This is a genomic window from Haladaptatus marinus (genome assembly GCF_051194195.1).
In genome coordinates this window covers 27,397-48,089 of sequence record NZ_JBLZNK010000008.1, presented here as the reverse complement: position 1 = coordinate 48,089, position 20,693 = coordinate 27,397, and the positions used below count along the sequence as shown (strand labels likewise).

General features: G+C 50.9%; 18 protein-coding genes and 3 pseudogenes. 10 read left to right on the top strand and 11 right to left on the bottom strand.

Features of this window, described 5'->3' with window-relative positions:
- Window positions 1-25 precede the first annotated feature (25 nt).
- The 4 genes from ACN2TU_RS24015 to ACN2TU_RS24000 all read left to right on the top strand — a co-directional run bounded on the left by ACN2TU_RS24015 (window position 26) and on the right by ACN2TU_RS24000 (window position 1,964).
- Window positions 26-277, top strand: a complete 252-nt coding sequence (locus ACN2TU_RS24015) for an AbrB/MazE/SpoVT family DNA-binding domain-containing protein (protein WP_435159040.1) — start codon at window positions 26-28, stop codon at window positions 275-277.
- Window positions 259-693, top strand: a complete 435-nt coding sequence (locus ACN2TU_RS24010) for a PIN domain-containing protein (protein ID WP_435159038.1) — start codon at window positions 259-261, stop codon at window positions 691-693. Before ACN2TU_RS24015 ends, ACN2TU_RS24010 begins: the two co-directional genes overlap by 19 nt.
- Before the next feature lie 212 nt (window positions 694-905).
- On the top strand, window positions 906-1,343 hold the full coding sequence (locus tag ACN2TU_RS24005; protein WP_435159036.1) for an SWIM zinc finger family protein: 438 nt from the start codon (window positions 906-908) through the stop codon (window positions 1,341-1,343).
- Window positions 1,344-1,472: 129 nt separating this feature from the next.
- On the top strand, window positions 1,473-1,964 hold the full coding sequence (locus ACN2TU_RS24000) for a DUF7995 family protein (protein ID WP_435159034.1): 492 nt from the start codon (window positions 1,473-1,475) through the stop codon (window positions 1,962-1,964).
- A gap of 533 nt (window positions 1,965-2,497) precedes the next feature.
- Here ACN2TU_RS24000 and ACN2TU_RS23995 read toward each other — a convergent pair.
- From ACN2TU_RS23995 to ACN2TU_RS23985, 3 genes are all read right to left on the bottom strand, one after another.
- Window positions 2,498-3,187 (bottom strand): hypothetical protein, encoded by a 690-nt coding sequence (locus ACN2TU_RS23995; protein WP_435159032.1) that lies wholly within the window; start codon window positions 3,185-3,187, stop codon window positions 2,498-2,500.
- Between the two features lie 23 nt (window positions 3,188-3,210).
- Entirely contained in the window at window positions 3,211-3,906 is a 696-nt protein-coding gene (locus ACN2TU_RS23990) for a hypothetical protein (RefSeq protein ID WP_435159031.1), read from the bottom strand.
- A gap of 399 nt (window positions 3,907-4,305) precedes the next feature.
- Entirely contained in the window at window positions 4,306-4,950 is a 645-nt protein-coding gene (locus ACN2TU_RS23985) for an ArsR/SmtB family transcription factor (RefSeq protein WP_435159030.1), read from the bottom strand.
- A gap of 968 nt (window positions 4,951-5,918) precedes the next feature.
- On the opposite strand from ACN2TU_RS23985, the gene ACN2TU_RS23980 reads away from it, so the two are divergent.
- From ACN2TU_RS23980 to ACN2TU_RS23965, 4 genes and pseudogenes are all read left to right on the top strand, one after another.
- Window positions 5,919-6,134, top strand: coding sequence for a DUF7389 domain-containing protein (locus tag ACN2TU_RS23980; protein ID WP_435159029.1), 216 nt, complete (start codon window positions 5,919-5,921; stop codon window positions 6,132-6,134).
- 140 nt (window positions 6,135-6,274) lie between these two features.
- A pseudogene (locus tag ACN2TU_RS23975) lies at window positions 6,275-6,573 on the top strand (hypothetical protein).
- 104 nt (window positions 6,574-6,677) lie between these two features.
- Complete coding sequence (locus ACN2TU_RS23970) at window positions 6,678-7,688, top strand: DUF6610 family protein (RefSeq protein WP_435159028.1); 1,011 nt, start codon at window positions 6,678-6,680, stop codon at window positions 7,686-7,688.
- 296 nt (window positions 7,689-7,984) lie between these two features.
- Window positions 7,985-8,926: an ArdC-like ssDNA-binding domain-containing protein gene (locus ACN2TU_RS23965; protein WP_435159293.1), complete on the top strand. Its 942-nt coding sequence runs from the start codon at window positions 7,985-7,987 to the stop codon at window positions 8,924-8,926.
- A gap of 167 nt (window positions 8,927-9,093) precedes the next feature.
- Here ACN2TU_RS23965 and ACN2TU_RS23960 read toward each other — a convergent pair whose 3' ends face one another.
- The 6 genes from ACN2TU_RS23960 to ACN2TU_RS23940 form a co-directional block, all read right to left on the bottom strand.
- Window positions 9,094-9,438, bottom strand: a complete 345-nt coding sequence (locus ACN2TU_RS23960) for a SprT-like domain-containing protein (protein ID WP_435159027.1) — start codon at window positions 9,436-9,438, stop codon at window positions 9,094-9,096.
- Window positions 9,439-9,725: 287 nt separating this feature from the next.
- Window positions 9,726-11,321: an LVIVD repeat-containing protein gene (locus tag ACN2TU_RS23955; RefSeq protein WP_435159026.1), complete on the bottom strand. Its 1,596-nt coding sequence runs from the start codon at window positions 11,319-11,321 to the stop codon at window positions 9,726-9,728.
- A 58-nt stretch (window positions 11,322-11,379) separates the two neighbouring features.
- Window positions 11,380-13,167, bottom strand: coding sequence for a S8 family serine peptidase (locus ACN2TU_RS23950; protein ID WP_435159024.1), 1,788 nt, complete (start codon window positions 13,165-13,167; stop codon window positions 11,380-11,382).
- Window positions 13,168-13,823: 656 nt separating this feature from the next.
- Window positions 13,824-14,060 (bottom strand): hypothetical protein, encoded by a 237-nt coding sequence (locus ACN2TU_RS23945; RefSeq protein WP_435159023.1) that lies wholly within the window; start codon window positions 14,058-14,060, stop codon window positions 13,824-13,826.
- 670 nt (window positions 14,061-14,730) lie between these two features.
- The gene (locus tag ACN2TU_RS27035; protein ID WP_472850225.1) at window positions 14,731-14,829 is read right to left on the bottom strand and encodes a DUF6788 family protein; all 99 of its coding nucleotides are present in this window, start codon (window positions 14,827-14,829) and stop codon (window positions 14,731-14,733) included.
- Window positions 14,826-15,137 carry a hypothetical protein gene (locus tag ACN2TU_RS23940; RefSeq protein WP_435159022.1) on the bottom strand — a complete coding sequence of 104 codons (312 nt, stop codon included), beginning with the start codon at window positions 15,135-15,137 and terminating at the stop codon, window positions 14,826-14,828. The genes ACN2TU_RS27035 and ACN2TU_RS23940 overlap by 4 nt, the downstream gene beginning before the upstream one ends.
- Before the next feature lie 1,096 nt (window positions 15,138-16,233).
- Between ACN2TU_RS23940 and ACN2TU_RS23935 the strand changes: the two genes are divergently transcribed.
- Window positions 16,234-17,766: a molybdopterin-dependent oxidoreductase gene (locus ACN2TU_RS23935; RefSeq protein ID WP_435159021.1), complete on the top strand. Its 1,533-nt coding sequence runs from the start codon at window positions 16,234-16,236 to the stop codon at window positions 17,764-17,766.
- A 458-nt stretch (window positions 17,767-18,224) separates the two neighbouring features.
- Window positions 18,225-19,031 (top strand): annotated as a pseudogene (locus tag ACN2TU_RS23930) (transposase); the annotation flags it as partial.
- Window positions 19,032-19,144: 113 nt separating this feature from the next.
- Here ACN2TU_RS23930 and ACN2TU_RS23925 read toward each other — a convergent pair.
- Window positions 19,145-20,109: pseudogene (locus ACN2TU_RS23925) on the bottom strand (sulfite exporter TauE/SafE family protein).
- A 173-nt stretch (window positions 20,110-20,282) separates the two neighbouring features.
- Complete coding sequence (locus ACN2TU_RS23920; RefSeq protein ID WP_435159020.1) at window positions 20,283-20,642, bottom strand: SHOCT domain-containing protein; 360 nt, start codon at window positions 20,640-20,642, stop codon at window positions 20,283-20,285.
- Between the last annotated feature and the right edge of the window lie 51 nt (window positions 20,643-20,693).

The window sequence follows — 20,693 nt, the reverse complement described above, 5'->3', positions numbered from 1 at the left end:
AAAGATATTGTAAGGAGGATAGACGATGTCGTACGAAGCAACGATTACCAGCAAGGGACAGATCACCATCCCAAAGAAAGTTCGGGAGCGACTCCAGCTCACAGAAGGGCAAAAGGTTCTCTTTCGGTTCGATGAGGATGGTGGAGTCCGAATGATTGGCGTTCCAAATGACCCAATGGTTCGTCTCAAAACTGCCCGGGAGCGTGCTGCCCCACTCGAACTCGACGCAGCAGAGTTGTTAGAGCGTGAACGTCGCGAGTGGAGCAGACACGCGTGATCTATCTCGATTCGTGGGTCTGGCTCGAATATGGTCTTGATGGGACGCTGTCGGACATCGCCGAAGAGACGATTTACGAGGCGCGGGACGCTGGTGGCATCGTTTCAACGATCACCTTGACAGAGGTTGATTATATCCTCAATCGCGAGGTTGGGAGTGAAACAGCAGATCTTGTAACCAGTGCGATCGAGGATTTCGAGCAGATCCACGTCGTTCCTGTCACGAGTGAAATCGCATTATACGCATCACGACTCCGCACGAAATACTACCAGCGCCGGGAGCGCGAGCTGTCCTATGCAGATGCCATTCACCTCGCAACAGCTGTTCTCACCGACTGTGAAACCCTTCATACCGGAGATAGCGACTTCGAAGATCTAGACGAACTCGAAACAGTTGTTCATCACCCATCTAACTAGATGGTATTCGCGGCAAAGCAGTATCTCCAAGCGCTCTTTTTCCATCGGTCAAGGATAGTTGAGTTATCGACTGATAGACGCGTTTCTCGACCACTACGAAGACGAATTCGGCGATGCGTAGATCACTGATTGGACGTATTAGACGATCAGCAACCCTGCTTTTGTGCCCCTAAGGGGTGCGGGGCTAATCAGATGTGCCTCGTGGAGCAAGTATGTCCAATAACAACGTCCTATCCCGCCTGACGTTCACGAAGCGAGTTGCAAAGCGCGCCCAGTACGAAGCCCTCGAATTTTCACTCGAAACGAGGGGTGTCCTCGTTCGGAATACGAGTCACGCAAAACCAACCGATCATGAATATCTCGTCACCGTTCACGATGGTATCCCTATCGCTTGTGAGTGCCCTGCAGATGACCGCTACGACGGTGCGTGTAAACACCGCGTCGGAGTTGCAATTCGAACGCCACTCCTGCAGGCAGCGACAGACCATTCCCTCGTCGCAGACGGTGGGACACAGATCGAGAAGGAAGCTGAAACCCATACAGACAACAGCGACAGTGACCAGCCAGCAGACTGTGACTGTAACGGGCTTGGTGGGTTTCCGTGTTGGCCTTGTGTGCGAGCCGGGCGTCGCGATCTCCCAGAGGAATAGCACGAACCCAGTGGGAGTCTGCGCTTCTTGCAGGAGGGTTTTATTAGCGCCGGCGATGGGTGCCGGCGCACAGATGAAATGTTGCATGGTAGAGTTGTGTCGAATCAGTGCGTCGGCAAGGTGACCAAAATGCACCAGGTAATTTACGCACTCGTAGAGGCATCGACCGAAAAAACGGCACTTGCATGCGGAAAAGCAGCGTTCGATCGGCTTGTTGGAGCGGGGCCCGACAATGCTGCCATCTTTGATTACTATGTGATGTTCGATGACGAGCGGTCGTCCGTCGCCGGGAAGGCTCGGTGGGGCGAACTTCCGGTCGTTGCACCAGTCGACTCAGACGACGGCGAAAAACTCTTAGAACGTGGCTGGGAGGCAACCAGGCAAGAGTTCGAACGCAATCTCGAACGGGTAAGAACTGCGGTCACCGAGTTCAGTGATGATGAACTCATGCAACATAAAGATCTCGCCCGACACGCCTGTTACAATCTCGGCGCGTATCGTGGCCCGTCGCTTTACCTATACACTGAATTCGGCGACGCGATTCGAAATCGTGAACACCTCGATCATGTACTCAGTGCTGATGAGCAGCTGTGGATCATTCCAACGGATGTTCATTATTAATAAGGAATGAGATAGTTATCAATCACACATGCATAATTGATCCCTGATGTGTTGAATTCAGCGATTAAGATAAATAGCGTATTGTCTCCACGGAAGCAATTGATTTAGGTTTCGAATAGAAGGACTAATCCCAAAAATAGATCCAGCCACTCGTCTTAGATAGTGATGCGTGAGTCGGAAAACATTCACCATACATAATTTATCTATCAGTCTCCCAAGAACGGTCTAGTTAAGCAAGTCTGTTGTAGAGTGGATTTCAATGTCTCTAACGTGAGTGTCGAACGAATCACTTCATCTCATTTAATCTCGATTTTTGGGGAAGCAGTCGAATTTCGTCGTCTCACGGTACAGCTGACTTCATGGTCAATGATCAATTACTTTCGAACAGTGCGAAGAACTTCGTCAATCGTATCGCACTCGCTTGGTTTTCCTTATATTGACAGTGATTCCTTCGATAAATAGCTATATTAGATAAGCTATACCAGACATACATTCAAATATAGATAAAATGATTAAAAAATAAGAGTTTGGGATTAATGAACGCCGTTCCAGTAAGCATGGTCCTTAGACCATTCGATTGCTTCAACAGTGCAATTTGTTAATCCTCTTGTCACATTACTAGTGATAACATCTCTATTGCACTCACCTTTTGATTCGTAGTTTTCGGAATCATCTTCATATGATGTGACCATGGGAGAAGCTTTATCTCCGTTAGGAGTATCAATATCTTGTCCCAAAGCGTGTTCATTTGTACCATTAGTTAAGTCTTGTACATACGCACAAGAACCATGTAAAATGAATGGATGGAAAGACTCCTGGATCGCCATGACACTTAAATAATATCCAGAACCGTACCATGAAGTACTGACAAATGCTTGACGACGTTTTTCCCAGCCACCACCACCAGCTGCTACAGCAATTTGGCATCCAGTTACCCAAAGATATACCCCAGCCCCGAACCCATGAGAATCCAACCAATTATTCCCAGAGTCCCAATGATTATTACAATCAATTGCCTTCGAAGTGTCAACCTTCCGTACAACAGACCCTGGTATTTTTGACGATCTATTATTGATCTGACCAAGTGCATCTTTCACCCCTGCATATGCAGAATCGAGTGCAGACTGGGAGACATTTTTACATCCTAAGACCCAGATCTCCATGTTGTGACCTGCGTCCCAGTTGCCATACTTCTTCGTATCTTGTATCGTGTAATCTGACATATTTTTGACCTCCTGATTGTTTATTAATTAATTCCTGCCAACTTTAGTTGGCCATAATTTTGGATTTGAAGTCTTGGAATTGCAGTCACTTGTTTTGAGGAGTATTCTCCTACTGTATTGGTATCAGATTGGATTGCTACCGACTTTTCAGATAGTTCAATGACTGCTTCATCTCCAGGAAGAATTTCGTGTTGCTGTCCCTCGATCGAGACTAACACAGCTTCTTGATCATATTCTATATCGTATTTAGGAGTGGTAGTGGATTTTGTAGAAATGAATCCTTCAATTGGATAATATGACGCAAGTTTAGTGACAAAATTTTGAGACGGTTCGTGAACTACTGTAGTGGGAGTGGCAGTATAACCCAAATAAGTACTAGAATTAGGAGTAGTGTCATAAAATATTTTATTGTTCATATTGAATGTGGTTTTTGTAGATGAGTGAGTGAATTGAGTAAATGTGATTTGTTTTCCGTCAGGAGACACACTGTGTTCACGAGGCATATCCATTGTTATATCAATACAATTTTTCAATTCGTCCTCTGACTCTCGAATTATGTGATCAAATCCTCCCATCACAAATTGAATATTTTGATCTACACTTATTGCATCTGAATTAGTGGATCCGTACCCAACAATTCCAATTCCTGCAATACTAGTGTTCTGAAGGAATTTTCTCCGATTTACATCGGTTACCTTTCTTTTCTTGTCTTCGGTCATGTTATTTCATGCTACAATGGCGTAGCGTACTATGCAAGGATACACATACATCATAAATATTTAGGAAATATACATAGGATATCTTAATTTAAAAAAAAAATGAAAAAAGAGACAGACAATTATTATTTTGATTAGATATTAATGATATCACATCAGTGAACCACAGACATATAGATTACAGTTCAAAGAGATAAAGGGAGAAGAAACTCATCTTTAAATTTATTATTTCTATATTTATCTTAAATTTTATAAATTTTCATATATATAATGAATCCTATATCAGAATTGGTGTTCTGGATTATAGAAAATAACCATCATAATTATAAATGGCTAAGTGAATAACGGATCCCAAAAAGTACATAAAGAGAATTGATAAAAACAACTGGTTATTTTCCCATATTATTGTCGCCAATACCACCAGCCAATTCCGAGCGTCAATATAAATAGACCACCAAAAAAGAAAACAACTCCCGGGGGAACATATATGTCAAAAATTTTCATTGTATTTGGATCGGGACTAGGAGATGGACCCTTTCCAGGTAATGGATTTCCGCCATGATCTACAGACCGGCTTCCAAGGCTTCGAATTATCCGATCGAACACGACGCTCATGATGCTAAGTATAGCAATGGCTCCACCCAACCGCGAGAGCATAGTTCCCAATCGAGTTTTTTCGGGCTCATCACCTGTATAGAGCACGAGCGACTGGTGTGTAGGACAATACACTTTCATTTCTGTACCACGTGACGAAAACCAATTATCAACGACTTCGACCAATCCAGCCTCCTGGAACTTTCGGAGATGATATTGTACATTTTGTACTGACGTTCCTACACATTCTGCAAGGTCAGAGGCTGTCTGTGGATTTTCATGGAGGTGGGATAAGAGAGTTCGTGCAGTTTCAGACGAAAGACTCTCAAAGACCTCTGTCGCTTCGTCATCTGTGAGTTCATGAATACGCGCAGGTCGGTTATCATTAGGTGCCACCGGCCACCGAATAGGAAAGACATGCCTCCCTTCCTCATGTTGAACTTCGTCTGGCATTTACATTCGCTTTGGAAGATGAACTGGGATGCTTTAGTCATTTGCCACGCTAAAGTGACCATTTGAGTCAGGAAAATCGCTAATTAAGCTGGGCACCATTACCATGTATGAACCGCCGACAACTGCTCCTAAGCATTCCCATCAGTCTGCTTGCAACAGGATGCGTTAAAACCAATTCGTCTATTGGACACCAAAATAGTACTGTCACGTCATCCCAGAGCCAGTCTCAGATGCTCTCTGCGAAAATAATCAAGGTTCGATATGACAAGCCTCAACAAAATGATGGGCCAACACCACCCAGAGATGACAATGGAGACTACCGCGAGACAGCAACCGCAACATTCGACTGTACTAACAAGACGGCATTGCTTACCGGCTGGTTGTTTACGAGCAGTTGCCGGACTGTCCACATCAAATCGCTCTCATACAATGAGGAGAAAGACCGAGCGGTACTTGTCTTATACCCAAAATGGGATAACCCAAAATCTCCAAAGCAGGTGAATTGTGCGGGGGCGAAATACAACTACCAGATACGACTGAAGACAAAGAATAGCCTCCCCGGAGAAATTCATGTCGTCTATAAGCGACCGAAAGGAAAGGATTCAACGCAGTTCACAATATCGAACGACGATTGTTAAATTCGAAGAAATGGTGAATTGTGAACAGCCGATTACCGATAAAACCGTGGTAGATATTACCACGAAATATTGAATTTCTAAGAGGAGTGATCGGTTTGTTTCAAGTTGGCTTAGGAGAGCTGAAGTCATCGTGAATAAACTAGCCCGACAACACCTCCTACAAGCCGAACTGTCCCCACCGAAAACGGATTCAAAACACTTTCTTGAATCTGCGGAAATCGACCATATTTTTCGAAATACGAACAAACCAACGCTGAATTCACAATTACGGCACCGACACTAAATCTAGTTGTCAAGTATTTCGTCAATCACATATGAAGGAGGCCAACAATGTACCCGGTACAGAATCCGAGTCATCAACAGAAACAATATGTCGAATGGACCGATGTCGGTGTCTCATTCACAGTAAAGCTCACACGAAGTACCAGCACCTGCGATCAAGATAAGGTCACAACCAAAGTGAAAGCGACAATGCTTGACGAGGCGCGTGAAGACATGGAGACACTTCGGACATACGTCACCGACCTAACCGATGACGTGCGGTAGATCCAACCGGACGGCAAACCGGAGTAATATCCTCGATAGCCAGTTTTCGGCGACTCCGATTTGAAGAATCGATCGTATGAATTCCACGTGTGAAACAGAGCAGTATGTCACTTCTCTAAAAGGGTGAAGGCTTGATCCAGATGAGCAATCAACCAGAGATCACAGTACAGCATCGAACAGCCTTCGGCGATGATGGTCAGCTCAAAGTGACCAAACAAGCGTTGAAATCTCTCTCGAGGACTTCGATGCGACGGTCGATTATTGCGACAGCGATTCGCGGCTTGATTGACTAGTGGCAAGTCAGTTCGGCAGCGACGACCGGCCAAACGTGGCACAATCGGCTGCGAGTGATCAGTCGACACTGTTTGCCGAGACGGCCGCCGACCAACAAACACTGGCAGGAAACAACGCGAACACTCGCTGTCTGTACGAAGAGTAACACCATTCTGCTGATGCTCAAACCGAGGTTGGGAACAAGGCACAGACCTATTTTTTCGCCCCCAGGAGAGCTGCGGGGCGACGTCGTCCCGTCGGTGACTCCTGGTGTCAACGTACGACCTTCCAGCGACAGCCAGTGATAGTACGACGAAAACACATGCGACTGCTCGACAAGCCAAATACGTGGCGTTCCTCCATCGCGTGCCCTTTGCCATCGACGCATTGACCCTCGGATTTCTCCCTGGATTTCGCGAAGACTGTACATACCAACAAGAGCAATTCCTCAACCTCAATCTGCCAGTGGGAATGCTCGACAACGATTTCCGAAACCCGGATCTCAACCGATACATCGACCGTGTCTTCGAATACGAACCCGAGATTGCCGTAATCGGAGATGCCTACGACGCTGCGGAAGCACGGTCGTACGTTCGCACGATTCGAGAGCTGGAAGCGAGCGTTCCCAACACGGAGTTCGTCATCGTCCCGAAATGCCGAGCGGCAATCGACGCAATTCCAGACGACATCGTCCTCGGCTACTCTCGCGGGTACGCCGACAAACTCGCCTACGAGTTTTCCGATCCAATTGACTGGCGGGGACGCCGTGTCCACATCCTCGGGGGGAGTCCACCCAAACAGTTGGCCGTTATCGACCAACTCACGCAACCGACGCTATCGGGTGACCCACCAGCTGACATCGTCGGCATGGATTGGAACGGCTTGCATCGAGGAGCGCAGTTCGGCGAGTTCTGGACGGCCGATGGCTGGGACGACAGTGGTCGCAATGCCCATCATGTGACGATCCGAAAGACCGTCCGCCATAGTCTTGGGCGAGTCCGTGACTTTTGGCAAGCACACAGCATCTGGCCTGAGTCGACGCTACAGGCGGATGAATTCGGCCTCGAATATCATGGACCGACACCGGATGATCTCGAGAACTCAGCTTGTACCGAGTGCGGGACGAATGTCTGGACGACCAAACGTGGGCCGTTTGTCGCTGAGTACGATACGGGAATGATTTGTGGGTACTGCAGCTATGACTGTTACTTCACGCATCGGCATCAAAACCAGTTGGAGGAGGTCGCCGGTGACCAGAGCGTGTATTTCCCACCCGGGTGACGCGATGAGTGGGGTGTCCTGTCCACCAGCCACTCACTTGGGTAGGTAGACTGACAATCTGCTCGAAACGTTGTTGCTCCGCGGGTATCTCTACGCCGTCGACGACGAATTGCGCATCACTGAGTAGATTCTCCCGGCGAACAGCGGCGCCGAACCGGCGGATGACGTCTGTAAACCCGACGCACGTCTGTGCTGAAGAAGCGATCGAAGCCCGATGTATCTCGTTCGGACACAGCAGTTTTTTGGCCCCGAAAGGGTGCGGGGCAGTCCGAAGTGGAGTGCTCCAGTACGAACTCATGGCGACGAGTGACTTCTCAGCGGTGTCGTTCGACGACTTCGACACCCGACGTGACGAGATGCACAGCACGATCGAACACTGGGTCGACGACCTCACTGCCTTGACTGACGAGGCGAGAGCAAGTCAACAGTTCCAAGAGTGGCTAGATGTCCAGTCGACGTTCCACGACTACTCCCATCGGAACACACTCTTGATCACGCTCCAATGTCCGAACGCAACGAAAGTTGCAGGATACAACACGTGGCGAACCGAGTTCGACCGCCACGTGAAGGAAGGTGAGAACGGAATCTGGATCTGGGCACCCATCATCACGAAACAGTGTCCCGAATGTGAGAACTCACCGAGCTACCACGAGCAAAGTGAGTGTGAATATGACAAGACACTACCTGAAGCGTGGTCGAAAGGACTGGTCGGATTCAAACCCACGGCTGTGTTCGATGTGTCTCAGACGGAGGGTGAACCACTTCCCGAATTGGAGACCGAAGCAACCGGAAATGCCGAAAATCTCGTGTCCCCCCTCCAAGATGCAGCTGATGAACTCGGTGTGACGGTTCGTATCGTCAACGCCGACGAGTGGGAACACGGCAAGGCGAAGGGTGTCTGCAAACAGCGGAGTCTATACGACCTCCAACCCATCGTCGAAGTGAAAGCACGGGCAAATCAGGCGGATCTCGCTGTGACGCTGATTCACGAATACGCGCACGCACTGCTGCACTTCGATGTTGAGGATAAGTGTGAGCGAGCGAAACGTGAGGTCGAAGCAGAAGCCGTCGCGTACATCGTCGGTCGGTACGTTGGGTTGGACACGAGTGGTTCAGTGTTCTACCTCGCAGCATGGCAGGACGATGATTCGGACGCGATTCAAGATCGACTCGGACGAATCCGGACGACGGCAGCGACGATTATCGAGGTAGTCGAACAGAAACGTGGGTACGTCTGAAGCTGACTCGTCGTCAGAATGAGCACGGTTTGTTAGTATGCGATACTAATGAAAGCGCGCTCAATCCGAGGCAAAAGCGATAGCAAAGACTCAAGCAGAATCTGCAGCCCGCGAAAATCTTCCTCGTATCTACTCCTTATCGCGAGAACTACTTAAACGAGAGTTGGTCAGTGACTGTCGCCCTCCTCGACATGGAGTGACCCACCGCACTCACTACAGCTGTACTGCTCGGGTTTGCGCACTGTTTTCGAGTGACGGTACCGGGCACTCCGACCGCCGCAGTCCTCGAACATGAGCCACCATTTTGGAGCAGCAAAGCGTTCGCAGTTCTGGGTTGTGTCAAGAGTGTCTGTCCACTGGGTGAACGTTGCGCCGTGATCCGCGTCGCCGAACTCGTGGTACTGCCAGGCGTGGATGAGTTCGTGGCGTACGGTCGCACTGAATTGCTCCCACCCGTGTTGTTTGTAGGCTTCCCAGGTCAGCGCTATCGTGACTTCTCGAAAAGTGATCATTATAAATATCATATTTGATATCTTTGGATTAAACAGATACCTGTATTTACAACCCGCGTTACGAATCGGATCGAGGTTGTTTAATCGATAGAACGGATATTCAGGATTCGATTCAGGACACCATCAGATTTTCACCTGCCGTGGTTCACCCCCGTCGGTACCACGTCCAGTGCCATCGGTCGGTGACTCGATCGCCGCCACTCCATCGTTTGCGACAGTGACCTGCAGGTCACGGGCGCGAAATAAGACGAATAGGCGACGTCCGTGTCGTCGTGGATGAAGACAACTTACGTGGAAAGCAAAGTGTCAAGCGCCGTCCGTAGGGCGTCACCGTATCGCCGTGCCAATAGTCCAACAGAGCCGACGACACCCGCCGCGCCAATGCTTGCACCCTTAACAGTACTGTCAGGTTTGTACTGCAGGGCGTAGACGCCGGTGTTGATGTCGGCGGCATAGGTGACGCCGTTCTGGGTCACGGCCGTCCAGGTGAGCGGTGCGGCGTGGTTCAGACCGACTACCTTCGATTCCTCCGGGACGTCTTTGGCGGCCTGGAAGTAGCCCTTCTCGGTGAGCGACCAGTCCCCAGTGTCGATGCGCAAAAAGCGGGTCCCACCGTGGTAGTGGCCGACGTGAACCCATTTCGCTTCAGTGACAGTGAAGTTGTGCGGGCTAAAAGTGTATGTACCGTCGTAGGACACGTCGTCGCGCCACTCCCAGTAGTCGAGTTCGACGATATTATCTTCGCCCTTCGTGTATCCGTCGTCAAGGCCGTCGGCGTCGAGGAGTTTTACGTGTCCGGAATGACCATTCTTATCGCTCGGGTACTCGTGGCCAGCAATGAGAATCCGCTTGCCGTCGAAGTAGGTCGGCGCGGGTTCGGCGTAGTGGGCGTTCGACATCGTGAAGTGCCCGAGCACGGAGATGTCCGTCGGGTTCGAGAGGTCGAGCACGTACACGCCGGCGTTCCAGTACGAGAGGTATCCTACGGGCTTCTCCAGACGGGGATCGTCCTGTACGACGATGTCGTGGATGTACTTATCCCCGCCAGTGACGTTGCCGTCCTCAAAGTTCCCTTGCTGGTTCCACGTGTTGACCAGCTCAAAAACGCCTGTCGTCCGGTCGAACTCGAACACGTACACCCCGGAGGTGCCGTCCAATTCGATGTCTTTGATCGCGAAGACGTAGTCGGTGCCGCCGATTTCGTGGTGCCAACAGTTGTGGAAGCCGGTGTCGTGGGCGAAAGTTCCGGCAATCGATGGGTTCTTAGGGTCGGTCACGTCGACGGCCGTGATGGCTCCCGCCAGTGTTCCGGTCGAATCTTCCTTCGTGCTTGGCGTTGGATCGGGATCGTCGAACAGAGCCGAGACGGGTTGTTTCGCGTAGAACACATAGTCGCCGTTGGCGCTCGTTTTGAGATCCATTACCGCCGCCGCGTCGTTGTCGTTGCGGACGAACGCGACGAAGTTCATCTCGGCGTCCCGGAGGTCGCTAGCGTTGTTGGCGGCGTTGAACTCCGAGATGTCGATGACGCCCATGCCCCGGTTGTTGGTCGGATCCTTCGAGGAGAAGAAACAGACGTACGCGTAGTCGCCGACGATGCGCATCTCGGAAATGCCGCCGTAGTGAGGGCTGTCGGCCGAGTTAGAGCTCGACGGGCCTCGCTGGCCGAGACTGTGATAGTCGAGGAGTTCGACATTGCTCGATGAACCGTGAAGGCTGGCGTCCGTGTGGTCATGATCCGACGAGGTACCATCGCCGGCGGAGTCACCGTTGAACTCATGGGCGCTCGCGGTCGGCGCGGCCGTGAGCGCGGCGGCGCCACCGAGCGTCTTTAGCACTGTGCGTCGTGTCGTGTCCGTCAGTGAGGTGCGATCGTTGGTCATGGATTCGTACCGTGATATCGTGTGTTCGTGAACCGATTCGTGGTGGGCGTTCCTGTGCTCAGTAATCGGCGAGTTTTACAGTGCCGAAAGTACCCCAGTCGCCCGACTCTGCCCGCTTTACGGCGTCGTAGGCGTCGACGAAGCCTGCGCCGACGTTCCACGGCGTGTAGCTGTCATGGACGTCCTCGGCCTCCATTTCGATGGTGTTCAGCACATCGATGGGGTCGGGGGATTCGCCGAAGTTCTGCTGGTAGGCGTCGACGACGAGGGTGGCGATGCCAGCCGTAACCGGACAAGACATCGAGGTACCACTGATCGCGCCGTAGTACACCTCGGTGTCTTGGTGCTCGGTGCCGGCGGCATAGGCCTGCAGCGGGTCTTCCGGTGCGAGCGTGCTCATCACGTAGTTCCCCGGTGCCGCAACGCCAGGGCGGTAGATTCCCGTCGGTGTCACGTTGCGTTTGATCCCCTCGTACGCCGTGAACTCGACGGTGTAGTCCGCCGCGACATCCGCGAACGGTCGAATCTCGAAGTAGTAGGTCGTTCCGCCATCGATGGTGGCTGCCAGCTCCTCGGGTTCGTTCAGCGTCGCGCCGCTGGCGACCACCCGGCCATCCGTGCTCTCCTCGTGGAGGTAGAAGTCAACGTCTTCCGCGCTCGGCGTCCACGACAGCCTGGCGTCCACGTACCCCGCTTTCTTCGGGGCGTCCCATCGGTGGTACTCGCTAGTCGTGGCCGTCACCGTTCCCGAGTACGACCCGGAATCGACCTGGGTTTCGGTCTTATCGGCGGCATAGTACTCTTCGAGGTTCCGCAGTGCTTTCTTGCGGTCGTAGTTCGTCGGCCCGTCGTAGCTCGGTGTGCGCCCGCGCGAAGAGAAGTCGGTGACGGTCTTGTCATCTTTCGTTGCAGCCACGCCGAGGACGTGAGGCGCGGTCGCGTACTGGTTAAGCGTGTTTGTACTCGGTCCGCTGTTGCTCGCCGCGAATACGGGGAGGATGCCCTTGTTGTAGGCATGCCACGTGGCGACATTGACTGCGTCGTCCGGATTGAAGTCGGTTCCGTCACCGCCGCCCCACGAGTTGCTGACGACTTGCACATCGACGTCGCCTGCCTGCTGGCGCGCGAGCAGGTGGTCGTAGGCGGCAACCGGTTTGACGATGAGGAGGGTCAGCCCCGCAGAGTAGACCGTGAGGTCGGCGTCCGGCGCCATGCCCTTGTACTGCCCGTCGCTCTCCTTACCCGACCCCGTAATAGAACCCGAGCAGTGGGTGCCGTGGCCGTTATCGTCGCTGTCCAGACTCCCGACGTTCTTCCAGGTGGTGTCCTCGCTGCTGGAGAGCGGATTGACGTATCGCCAGTTGGCGACGAGATCGTCTTCGAGATCTGGGTGGTCACCGTCAACGCCGCTGTCGATAACGACCGAGTGAACGCTGGCGCCGGTGTAGCCGAGGTTCGACTGCACCGACCCAGCCTTTGTCGCCTCGCGGGCGTCGTCGTTGTAATATTCCAGTTCGACGTTCTTCTGGACGTATCGAACCTCCGGCCAATCTGCGACGGTGCGAATCTGAGTGCTCGTCAGTTCCGTGTAGCCGATGGGGAGCACCTCGAACTTGTGGTAGCCGTTTGCGAGATCAAGATGGCGGAGCCGGTCGACCTGGTTGGTCGAGGAGAACACGACCAGCGCCTCCTTCAACCCGCTCACGTTCAGGTTAAATGAATCGTCGATGATCCTGTGCGTGTCGGCCGCGGCCGCCGTTCCGCTGAACGGCAGCATAGTGGCTGCGCCCGCTGCTCCAGTCGTTTGAATGAATGTACGCCGGTCGAGCGTGGTTTGGTGTCCCATACCTCAGCTCATCAGTAATCGACCATGATAATAATCATTTTTCTAATTTATTCAACTGATTCGAACGGCTTTCACATTTTTCACTCACCGCTATTGTGTAGGCATCCATCGAAAGTAGCAATTGGGTTCACTGCAGGCATGCAAACTTTGTCTGTCGGGACTGGAGATAGCGCCATGACGTCGTAATCATCTCTCTATTTATTGCCAAGACCCGGATTATTTTCACCCTCTTATCAGGGTGTGAGATACCCCAAACCCACGTCCCCTGAGACTGCGCGCCATATGGTATGGACACCACTATCGAATTTTCGCATCGTGTTATCGAAACAGGAATCCATGCAAGGAGAGGATCGCAAGAACGGTGAGCCAGCTGGATCTCTGTGGTTACGAGCACTGCTCTTTTAAACATATTTCTATAATTTTTTGAATGGCAACAGATAGATAAGTCGATTGGAGAGATCTAAACAGTATGGACGCGCCTGTTGCTGGTAGAAATGGATAGCGTAGGTCAGGAATACGACTCGCTAGCAATCACTGTCTAGTTAAGCCAGTTTGAGAAGCGAGCAGGTCGTTGAGGGAGCCGAAACAAGACGTGAGAAGTCTGAAACCGTCGAATCCGAGTGCCAAATGTGACGTTATCACCGAGCCTATCCTTGCTATTCAGGTCGATAATCCGTCAGCCGGAGCTTTCCTTCAACTTCGTAGATGTGGCCCCGCATGTAGAGTCGTTCGATGATATCTTCGGCAGCAGGCTGCTCGAGCTCCTCACGATCTTTGAGGGTTGTGTACGCTTGCTCGTACGTGAGTTCTCCCTCACTCGGCAGTGCGTTTGCGAGTGTCTCGAGCGATTCTTGCGCAAGTGGTGTGAGTGGTGATCGCCGATTCGAAATCATCGATATAATCAAAAACACCCACTACCGACGTAAAGCCTTGGGACAAAATGACACACGCTCGCCTCATTGGTGGCCTGATGATGTAGGGAAAATACACGACGTAGCAGGTGCTGAGTGTTAGTATAGTATACTATCCGAGAACGATCGACCAAACACAGGAAAGACGCACCCCTATCGACTTGTTCACCGAATCCCCTACATACGGAGAGTCACCTCTATCGATTTGTTCATCGAGGAGGAATCCATGGACGGATGCTATAGATTCAATGAAAAGAAAATGTCGAAACTGAAAACAGCAGCTCTCCAGATGTGATGGGCGAATATATCCTGACGGCAATCCACAGGACCACACTCACACCCCTATCGATTTGTTCTGGTGAAAAAGGACGGAGGGAGGAGGTCAATTACAGGGAATCCACGAGAGAATAACTTACCAGAAATCGTCCTTTGATAACCTCGATATTTATATATCCAAATAGTACCGTATTCGGCTGACTGCAGGCATATAGAACAAATCGATAGAGGTGAGGCTGAGACGAGAATTCACAACTGCGGGGTATATTCGTACGCTGTCACTCGATTTTAACCAACACAATGACTAATTTTGTATGTTGGTTAATAGATGATCCCTTCTTAGTACTACGAGAGGAAAATATGACAATCAAAACCACTATTGTGGGCTCACAGGAGCGAGATATTCCGATTTGATCCGATTGCTTTCTCGCCACTGGAAATAGTAATACTGGCAGTCATTGATTGTCTTCGTCACGATCGATGCCTTTGCTGGAACACCGCTTTCGAAAATCGTGTTCCGATCTGGACATTATCAGGAATCTCTTTTATATGGGCTCTAGCAGCGAGTTCGTCAGCTGTCGCCTGTTTCATTAGATGAGTGTCAGCGGCGGTTGTACGGTCGGCTTCCGCCTGTGCGGCACGATATACATGAAGCTCTTGTGCATAGTCCGCAACCGCTCGTAACGTCTCACTGTCTTGTTCCTGCAAGCCTTCGACAATGTACTTGGGCAGCCGATCAGAGGGTTGCGGTTTAGGTGATTCCGGCATCAGTGTTGTTCTCATTAACCAACATTAGGTTGCGAGATGGAATAGATTTGTTGGTTAATGTATATAACTACATACCCACACAGGGTGTTGGAGCAGAGCGATGACGACCATCTCGCCATTGTATAGTTTGTCTGGCAAATTTCATACCTAAGCAAATGATTATTTTTGTCGCTGAAGATGAAGAATTGTGGCGAACGGAGCCACTGGCATGCTTGGTCGAAACTGGCATTCACCACAATCTGTTGCGTCGCTGCACCCGTCGTAGTTCATGGACGGATCAAGCATGTCAGCATTATTTGACGGGCTCGTTAGTACAAATGAAGAGAGAAGGATGAGCTATAGAAGACCTATTAATCGTCTAAGCGGAAGTGTAACCGTCCCGGGACCCCCGAATCAATCTGTGCGCAATCCGTGGTGCGTATTGCAACCCTGCCTGCAAGTCTCAGTGGGGGATTAAGGGGCCCGACGGTGTTACTCCACGTATTCATCTTCTTTGCCAGCCCTATCTACGGCAGTCGCACGTACGTTACGCACTTTTTCTACCGTCAGGTCAACGACTTGTGTTGTCCCACACTTACAGACCCCTGTTTCGGTCGGACGGATGACATCACCGTCATGCAAACGAGCAGAATAGACTTGCTCACACTCCAAACACCTCACTGCATGGTGGTTCTGTCCCATTCCCAACTCACCATGTGATGATACGGGTAACTCGTATAAACCCTTCACGTACTGTGATTCCATTCGAACTCATCTGAACCAGTCGAAGCGAAAGATGTCTGACTACGTTTGGGAGAATCGTTTGCGTACATGGGAATATCGATGAGTGAGTGCTATCTATCCCACGTATAGTTGATCTCTTGCCGCCTAAAATCATAAGCGGCAGTGACTATCACTGGGTTGATGCCCTCGAGGAAGCACGAAAACCTGTCCCTGCCAACGAGAGACTGATTTTCTATCGAGAACTCTTGATTCGGAGAGAGAATGGTTAGCCGAGTGTATTGATTGAAATATTATACTAACAGCAATCGAAATCCATGGGGTTCACCACTCGTATACGCGATCATTTCTCGTGATGTGGCCCCTGATAGATTTGCTAAGTATTGATAGGATGATTGAAGAAAGTTGGAAATACATACTAGACCTATCTATAGTTGTGCTTACACTCGATCGATACCTCCGGGTTGGAGCAGCAATTCTTGGAGGTATCGTCTCCGTCGCGGGTTCTTTTGCGGTCTCTGGAAGCACTCCTGAGTTCGTTGTGACTCCTGTAAACACGTTCGTTGTTAATAATTCACCTGCAGAACTTGTGACTTTTTCGATTCAAACGCTTGGTTATCTCGGTACTCAACTCGCCTTCGCGCTTTCATTCGTACTGACCGTAGCACTACTTGCGGTCGCAACCTGGGTTGGATCCGAAATCGGTAGCTGGCTAGGAATCCGATTTGCATCAGCGATCGGGGCTGGGATTTTCGTTTGGATGGTTACCGTACAGTTGACTGGGGTGCCAGTGGGTGCGGTCGCAGCGGCTGTCCCCTCCATTGTCGTCGTCGAACTCATCACTTACGGTAGTGGAGAACCTGAACGGCCGCCGGTTTCGATAGTGCGACGACGGTTTATTAGGACTGTCAGTGCAGGACTTGGGTTCAGCATTATTGCTTACCTTGTTGGGCGTCAACGAACGATACCCGCCAGTGAATCGATGCCGCTACCCTCGGCGACGAAACTCGCAGAACAGGCACGGTCGAAACAGTTCGACATCGCCAGCATACCCGGCCTCGTCAGCGCTACCGACAAGTTCTACGAAGTCGATATCAACTCGATCAATCCAACAATTGATTCTGCCCAGTGGGAACTCTCGGTGACTGGCGCCGTCGACAACAAATTTGTACTCACCTACGACGAGTTACGCGCCATGCGGTCCGAAATGAAGTTCAAGACACTACGCTGTGTCGGCGAGCAACTGAACGCGAACCTCATGGACAATGCCATCTGGATTGGCGTCCCAATCGTAGATATCATCAACCGGGCGAGCCCGCAGGGCGGATGTGAGTGCGTGATGCTTCGAGCCGAGGACGGCTATTTCGAGGAGTTCCCCCTTGCTGCACTCGAGACTGGATTCCTCGCATATGGCATGAACGGGGAGGTGCTCCCGCGAAAGCACGGCTACCCGGTTCGGGCGCTGATTCCTGGACACTGGGGCGAAATCAACGTGAAATGGCTCACCGAGATCGAAATACTGAACAAACGGACGAACGGATATTGGGAGAAGAGAGGATGGCATGGGACGGGACCGGTGAACACCGTCGCCAAAATCTGGGCGGTCGATACTCTAGAAGATGGATCGATCCGGGTCGCCGGCCACGCCTATGCTGGAACACGTGGTATTGAGCGCGTTGAAGTTTCAATGGACGGAGAAACTACGTGGGAAGATGCGACGTTAAGCGGCCCACTGGACAAGAGAGACGTTTTGGGAGAATATGACGCGTGGCGACAGTGGAAGTACACTTGGACACCGCCTCCAGGTGAACACACGGTTACCGTTCGGGCAACCGATGGTGATGGCAAGCTTCAACCACGTAATGAGCAGTCACCCTTCCCAAGTGGGCCAAGTGGGTGGGTATCAGTCACAGTCACTGCATAACGATACATTCTGGAGACCTAATGCTTGTATGCTACAGTGTAAGCGGACGGGTCATCGACCTCAAGGAAACATGACACCAACTACTACCAGCGAGAGGTGGTTCTCGATGCAAATTTTCTGCTTCGAAGCGGACAGAACCCATTGAGGTACCTTCGTTAATCTAGTTGATCTGCTGCAGTCGAACTTAAATACTCTTTTGTCACATTGACGGGAGGGGTGTCAGAGGAGAAAACCGCTTGTCGCACCAATCTCTTCCTTCTGATATCTATCTATATCCGTCAATAGGCTGGCTCTCGTTCTATGATGTCATTGCCTTCTTCAGAGAGGGAGGACGTAGAGAATCACATCCTTAACAAAAGGATGTCGAAAAATATTCTTGGCATGGCCAAACGTCATATGTTATATGGCATAGAAAAGATCGTGAACCAACAGAAAGTCGAAATCGAATAAAGTGAACCTACACTGACGACAAAACGTCCTATTCGCTCGTGTTTCGCCAGTACAAGAAAGATACCGACGATGATCCAGCCGATGACCACCAGACGAAGTACGATCTCTCTCGCGAGATGGTGACGCAACTGGAAGAAGAGGTAGGTGTTCCTGCGGAAACCTACCTCTTCGATTCCGGGTTTGCTCACGATTCGGATCTCATTGAGCACGCCGAGTCCTACGACAAGGACTGGGTAGGACCGCTCCGGAGCAATCGGCAACTAACCTACGACGGCGAGGAGATGCGCGTCGATGCGCTGGAAGAGCGAATCGACAAGATTGAGCGAGAAATCGACGACGAAACGTACAATATTTGGACAAAAACGCTGTCTGTCTCAGAGTTAGGCGATGTGCAGCTTGCGATCGCGGAGAAAGTCACTGATGACGATGACGAGGACAATCCCGTGAGGTACCTCGTCACGAACAAGGTCGACGCACCTTCGTCACACATCATTCGGACGTATTCGTATCGCTGGCGCATCGAGACGTTCTTCGAGGACTCGAAGCAGGATCTTGGCCTTGTAGACTGCGAGATGCGCGATTCTGAAGGTGCCAGTCGCCACTGGCACCTTCAGATGATGACCTACAGCCTCCTCCGTCTCAATTCTGGGTCGAGCGTCTCGGAGAGACTCAAGTCGAAAGCGTCCTCACTCCGATCACAGCTTGAACACGGCCTCAAAGAGGCTGTCTATAACCTTTTCTCGTGGGTTCGGGAGCAACCAGACCGCGATCTTGACGGACTGATGGAAGAAATCGACCACTTTTTTCCATTCTGAGGGTAGTTTATAAACGTGCAGAGCCGAGCACAAAAGGTAGATCCGCTCGCGTCGATGGCGATCTAAAATTTCGAGAAAAAATGGACGATATTTCGCTTACAAACGGAGTCGCCTCAGTTGTCTTCTAACAGTTGGTGTTCGTGCCATAAGAAGTTTCGAGTTCCGAAGGAGACGACGACGAGGCTCATGATGAGTGCCGTTCCGAAGAGAAGAATGAGACTCAATACATGGAGAGCAGCGATACCGTAGGTATGACTGACTATTTTGCTCATCACCGCAACGCTATCGACGAGTAGCATCGCCGCAAAGTATTGCTTGAACATCGTCAAATCGACGTACTCCGTTAATCGCGAGCCGATATACGCCCCAAAAATGCTTCCTCCGAGTAACGGAACCACGACTGACAGGTGAACGGCACCCGCTTGGGTGTAACGAAAAGCTCCGTATCCGCTTGAGATTGCGATCTGGAAGATATCAGTCCCAACTGCGACTGCTTCTGGGAGTGCCAATCCGTACATCAAACCAGGCAGGACAAGAAACCCTCCCCCCACTCCAAGCACACCCGCTAGGATACCCGTTAAGAAGGCGAGCACTACTATCACCGCCGCTGAAGCAGAAACATTACTTTTAAACGTCATCATTGGTGGAGCGGGGAAGGTGCTAATCCGGCGAATCAATGACGAATCGATATCTGAAGCTGCTTCAGATCGACCCGTCTGAACATCGTGCAATGTGTAGAGTCCGACAGCTGCTAATAACCCTACGTACACGATGCTGATTACGAAATTTGCGACGCCGGCAGTAGCTAACGCGAATAGGATCCGTTTCCCCACTTCGATCCCCATCGTCATCCCAGAACGAGTAAGAACCCGAGCTTGTAATCAATATGACCTAACCCACGATGTGTAACGACGGCAGCGATTGATGTGCCGAAGACGAACACCAATCCTGAACCAACTGCTGCCTTCGCTGGGTGGCCTAAGACAAGGAGTGCTGGCGTGACGAAGAAGCTCCCACCGAGACCGAAGAATCCGAAGAGAATTCCGATGAGCAAGCCAAATACGACGAAAAATACCATCCCCGACTCAACCACCCAGACGCTCGCACCCCCCATCATACTCGTCATAGTGGACGTCTCCATCACGCTTGATTCTTTTCCACGATAGAACATCCGCAGCAGTTGACGTCTGATACGATTTCGAAAAACAAATTTGTATCGCAAGGAAGTATCTGACTACACGAAACACCCCGTCACCGCTTTTGACCGAGTAACTCGCGACGTGTTTCGAATTTGTCATCCGAAAGTTCACCACGAGCATACGAATGTCGTAATTCCTCAAGTGCACTGTCCATTTCGCTCGACGGAGTGCGAAGAAGGGTTCGGTAGAGCGCGTACCCGATCCCGAGGAGGATGACAAGCCAAATCAGTATCATCCCCAATCCCCACCATGGTGAGACGCTCCCGGAAAATCTGCCACCCATCATCCATCCACCTCCCCAGCCCATCATCGGAAACATAACAACCATCGTCAATACCGGAAGGAGAACTAATACGGCCAATATTGCAACGATGCTTCGGGCAAGCCCACTATCGACATCTGATGTCGTCATAGTATCGTGTAGTACTTCAGAAGTGATACCCGTTTTGTGAGTGTTAAGGAT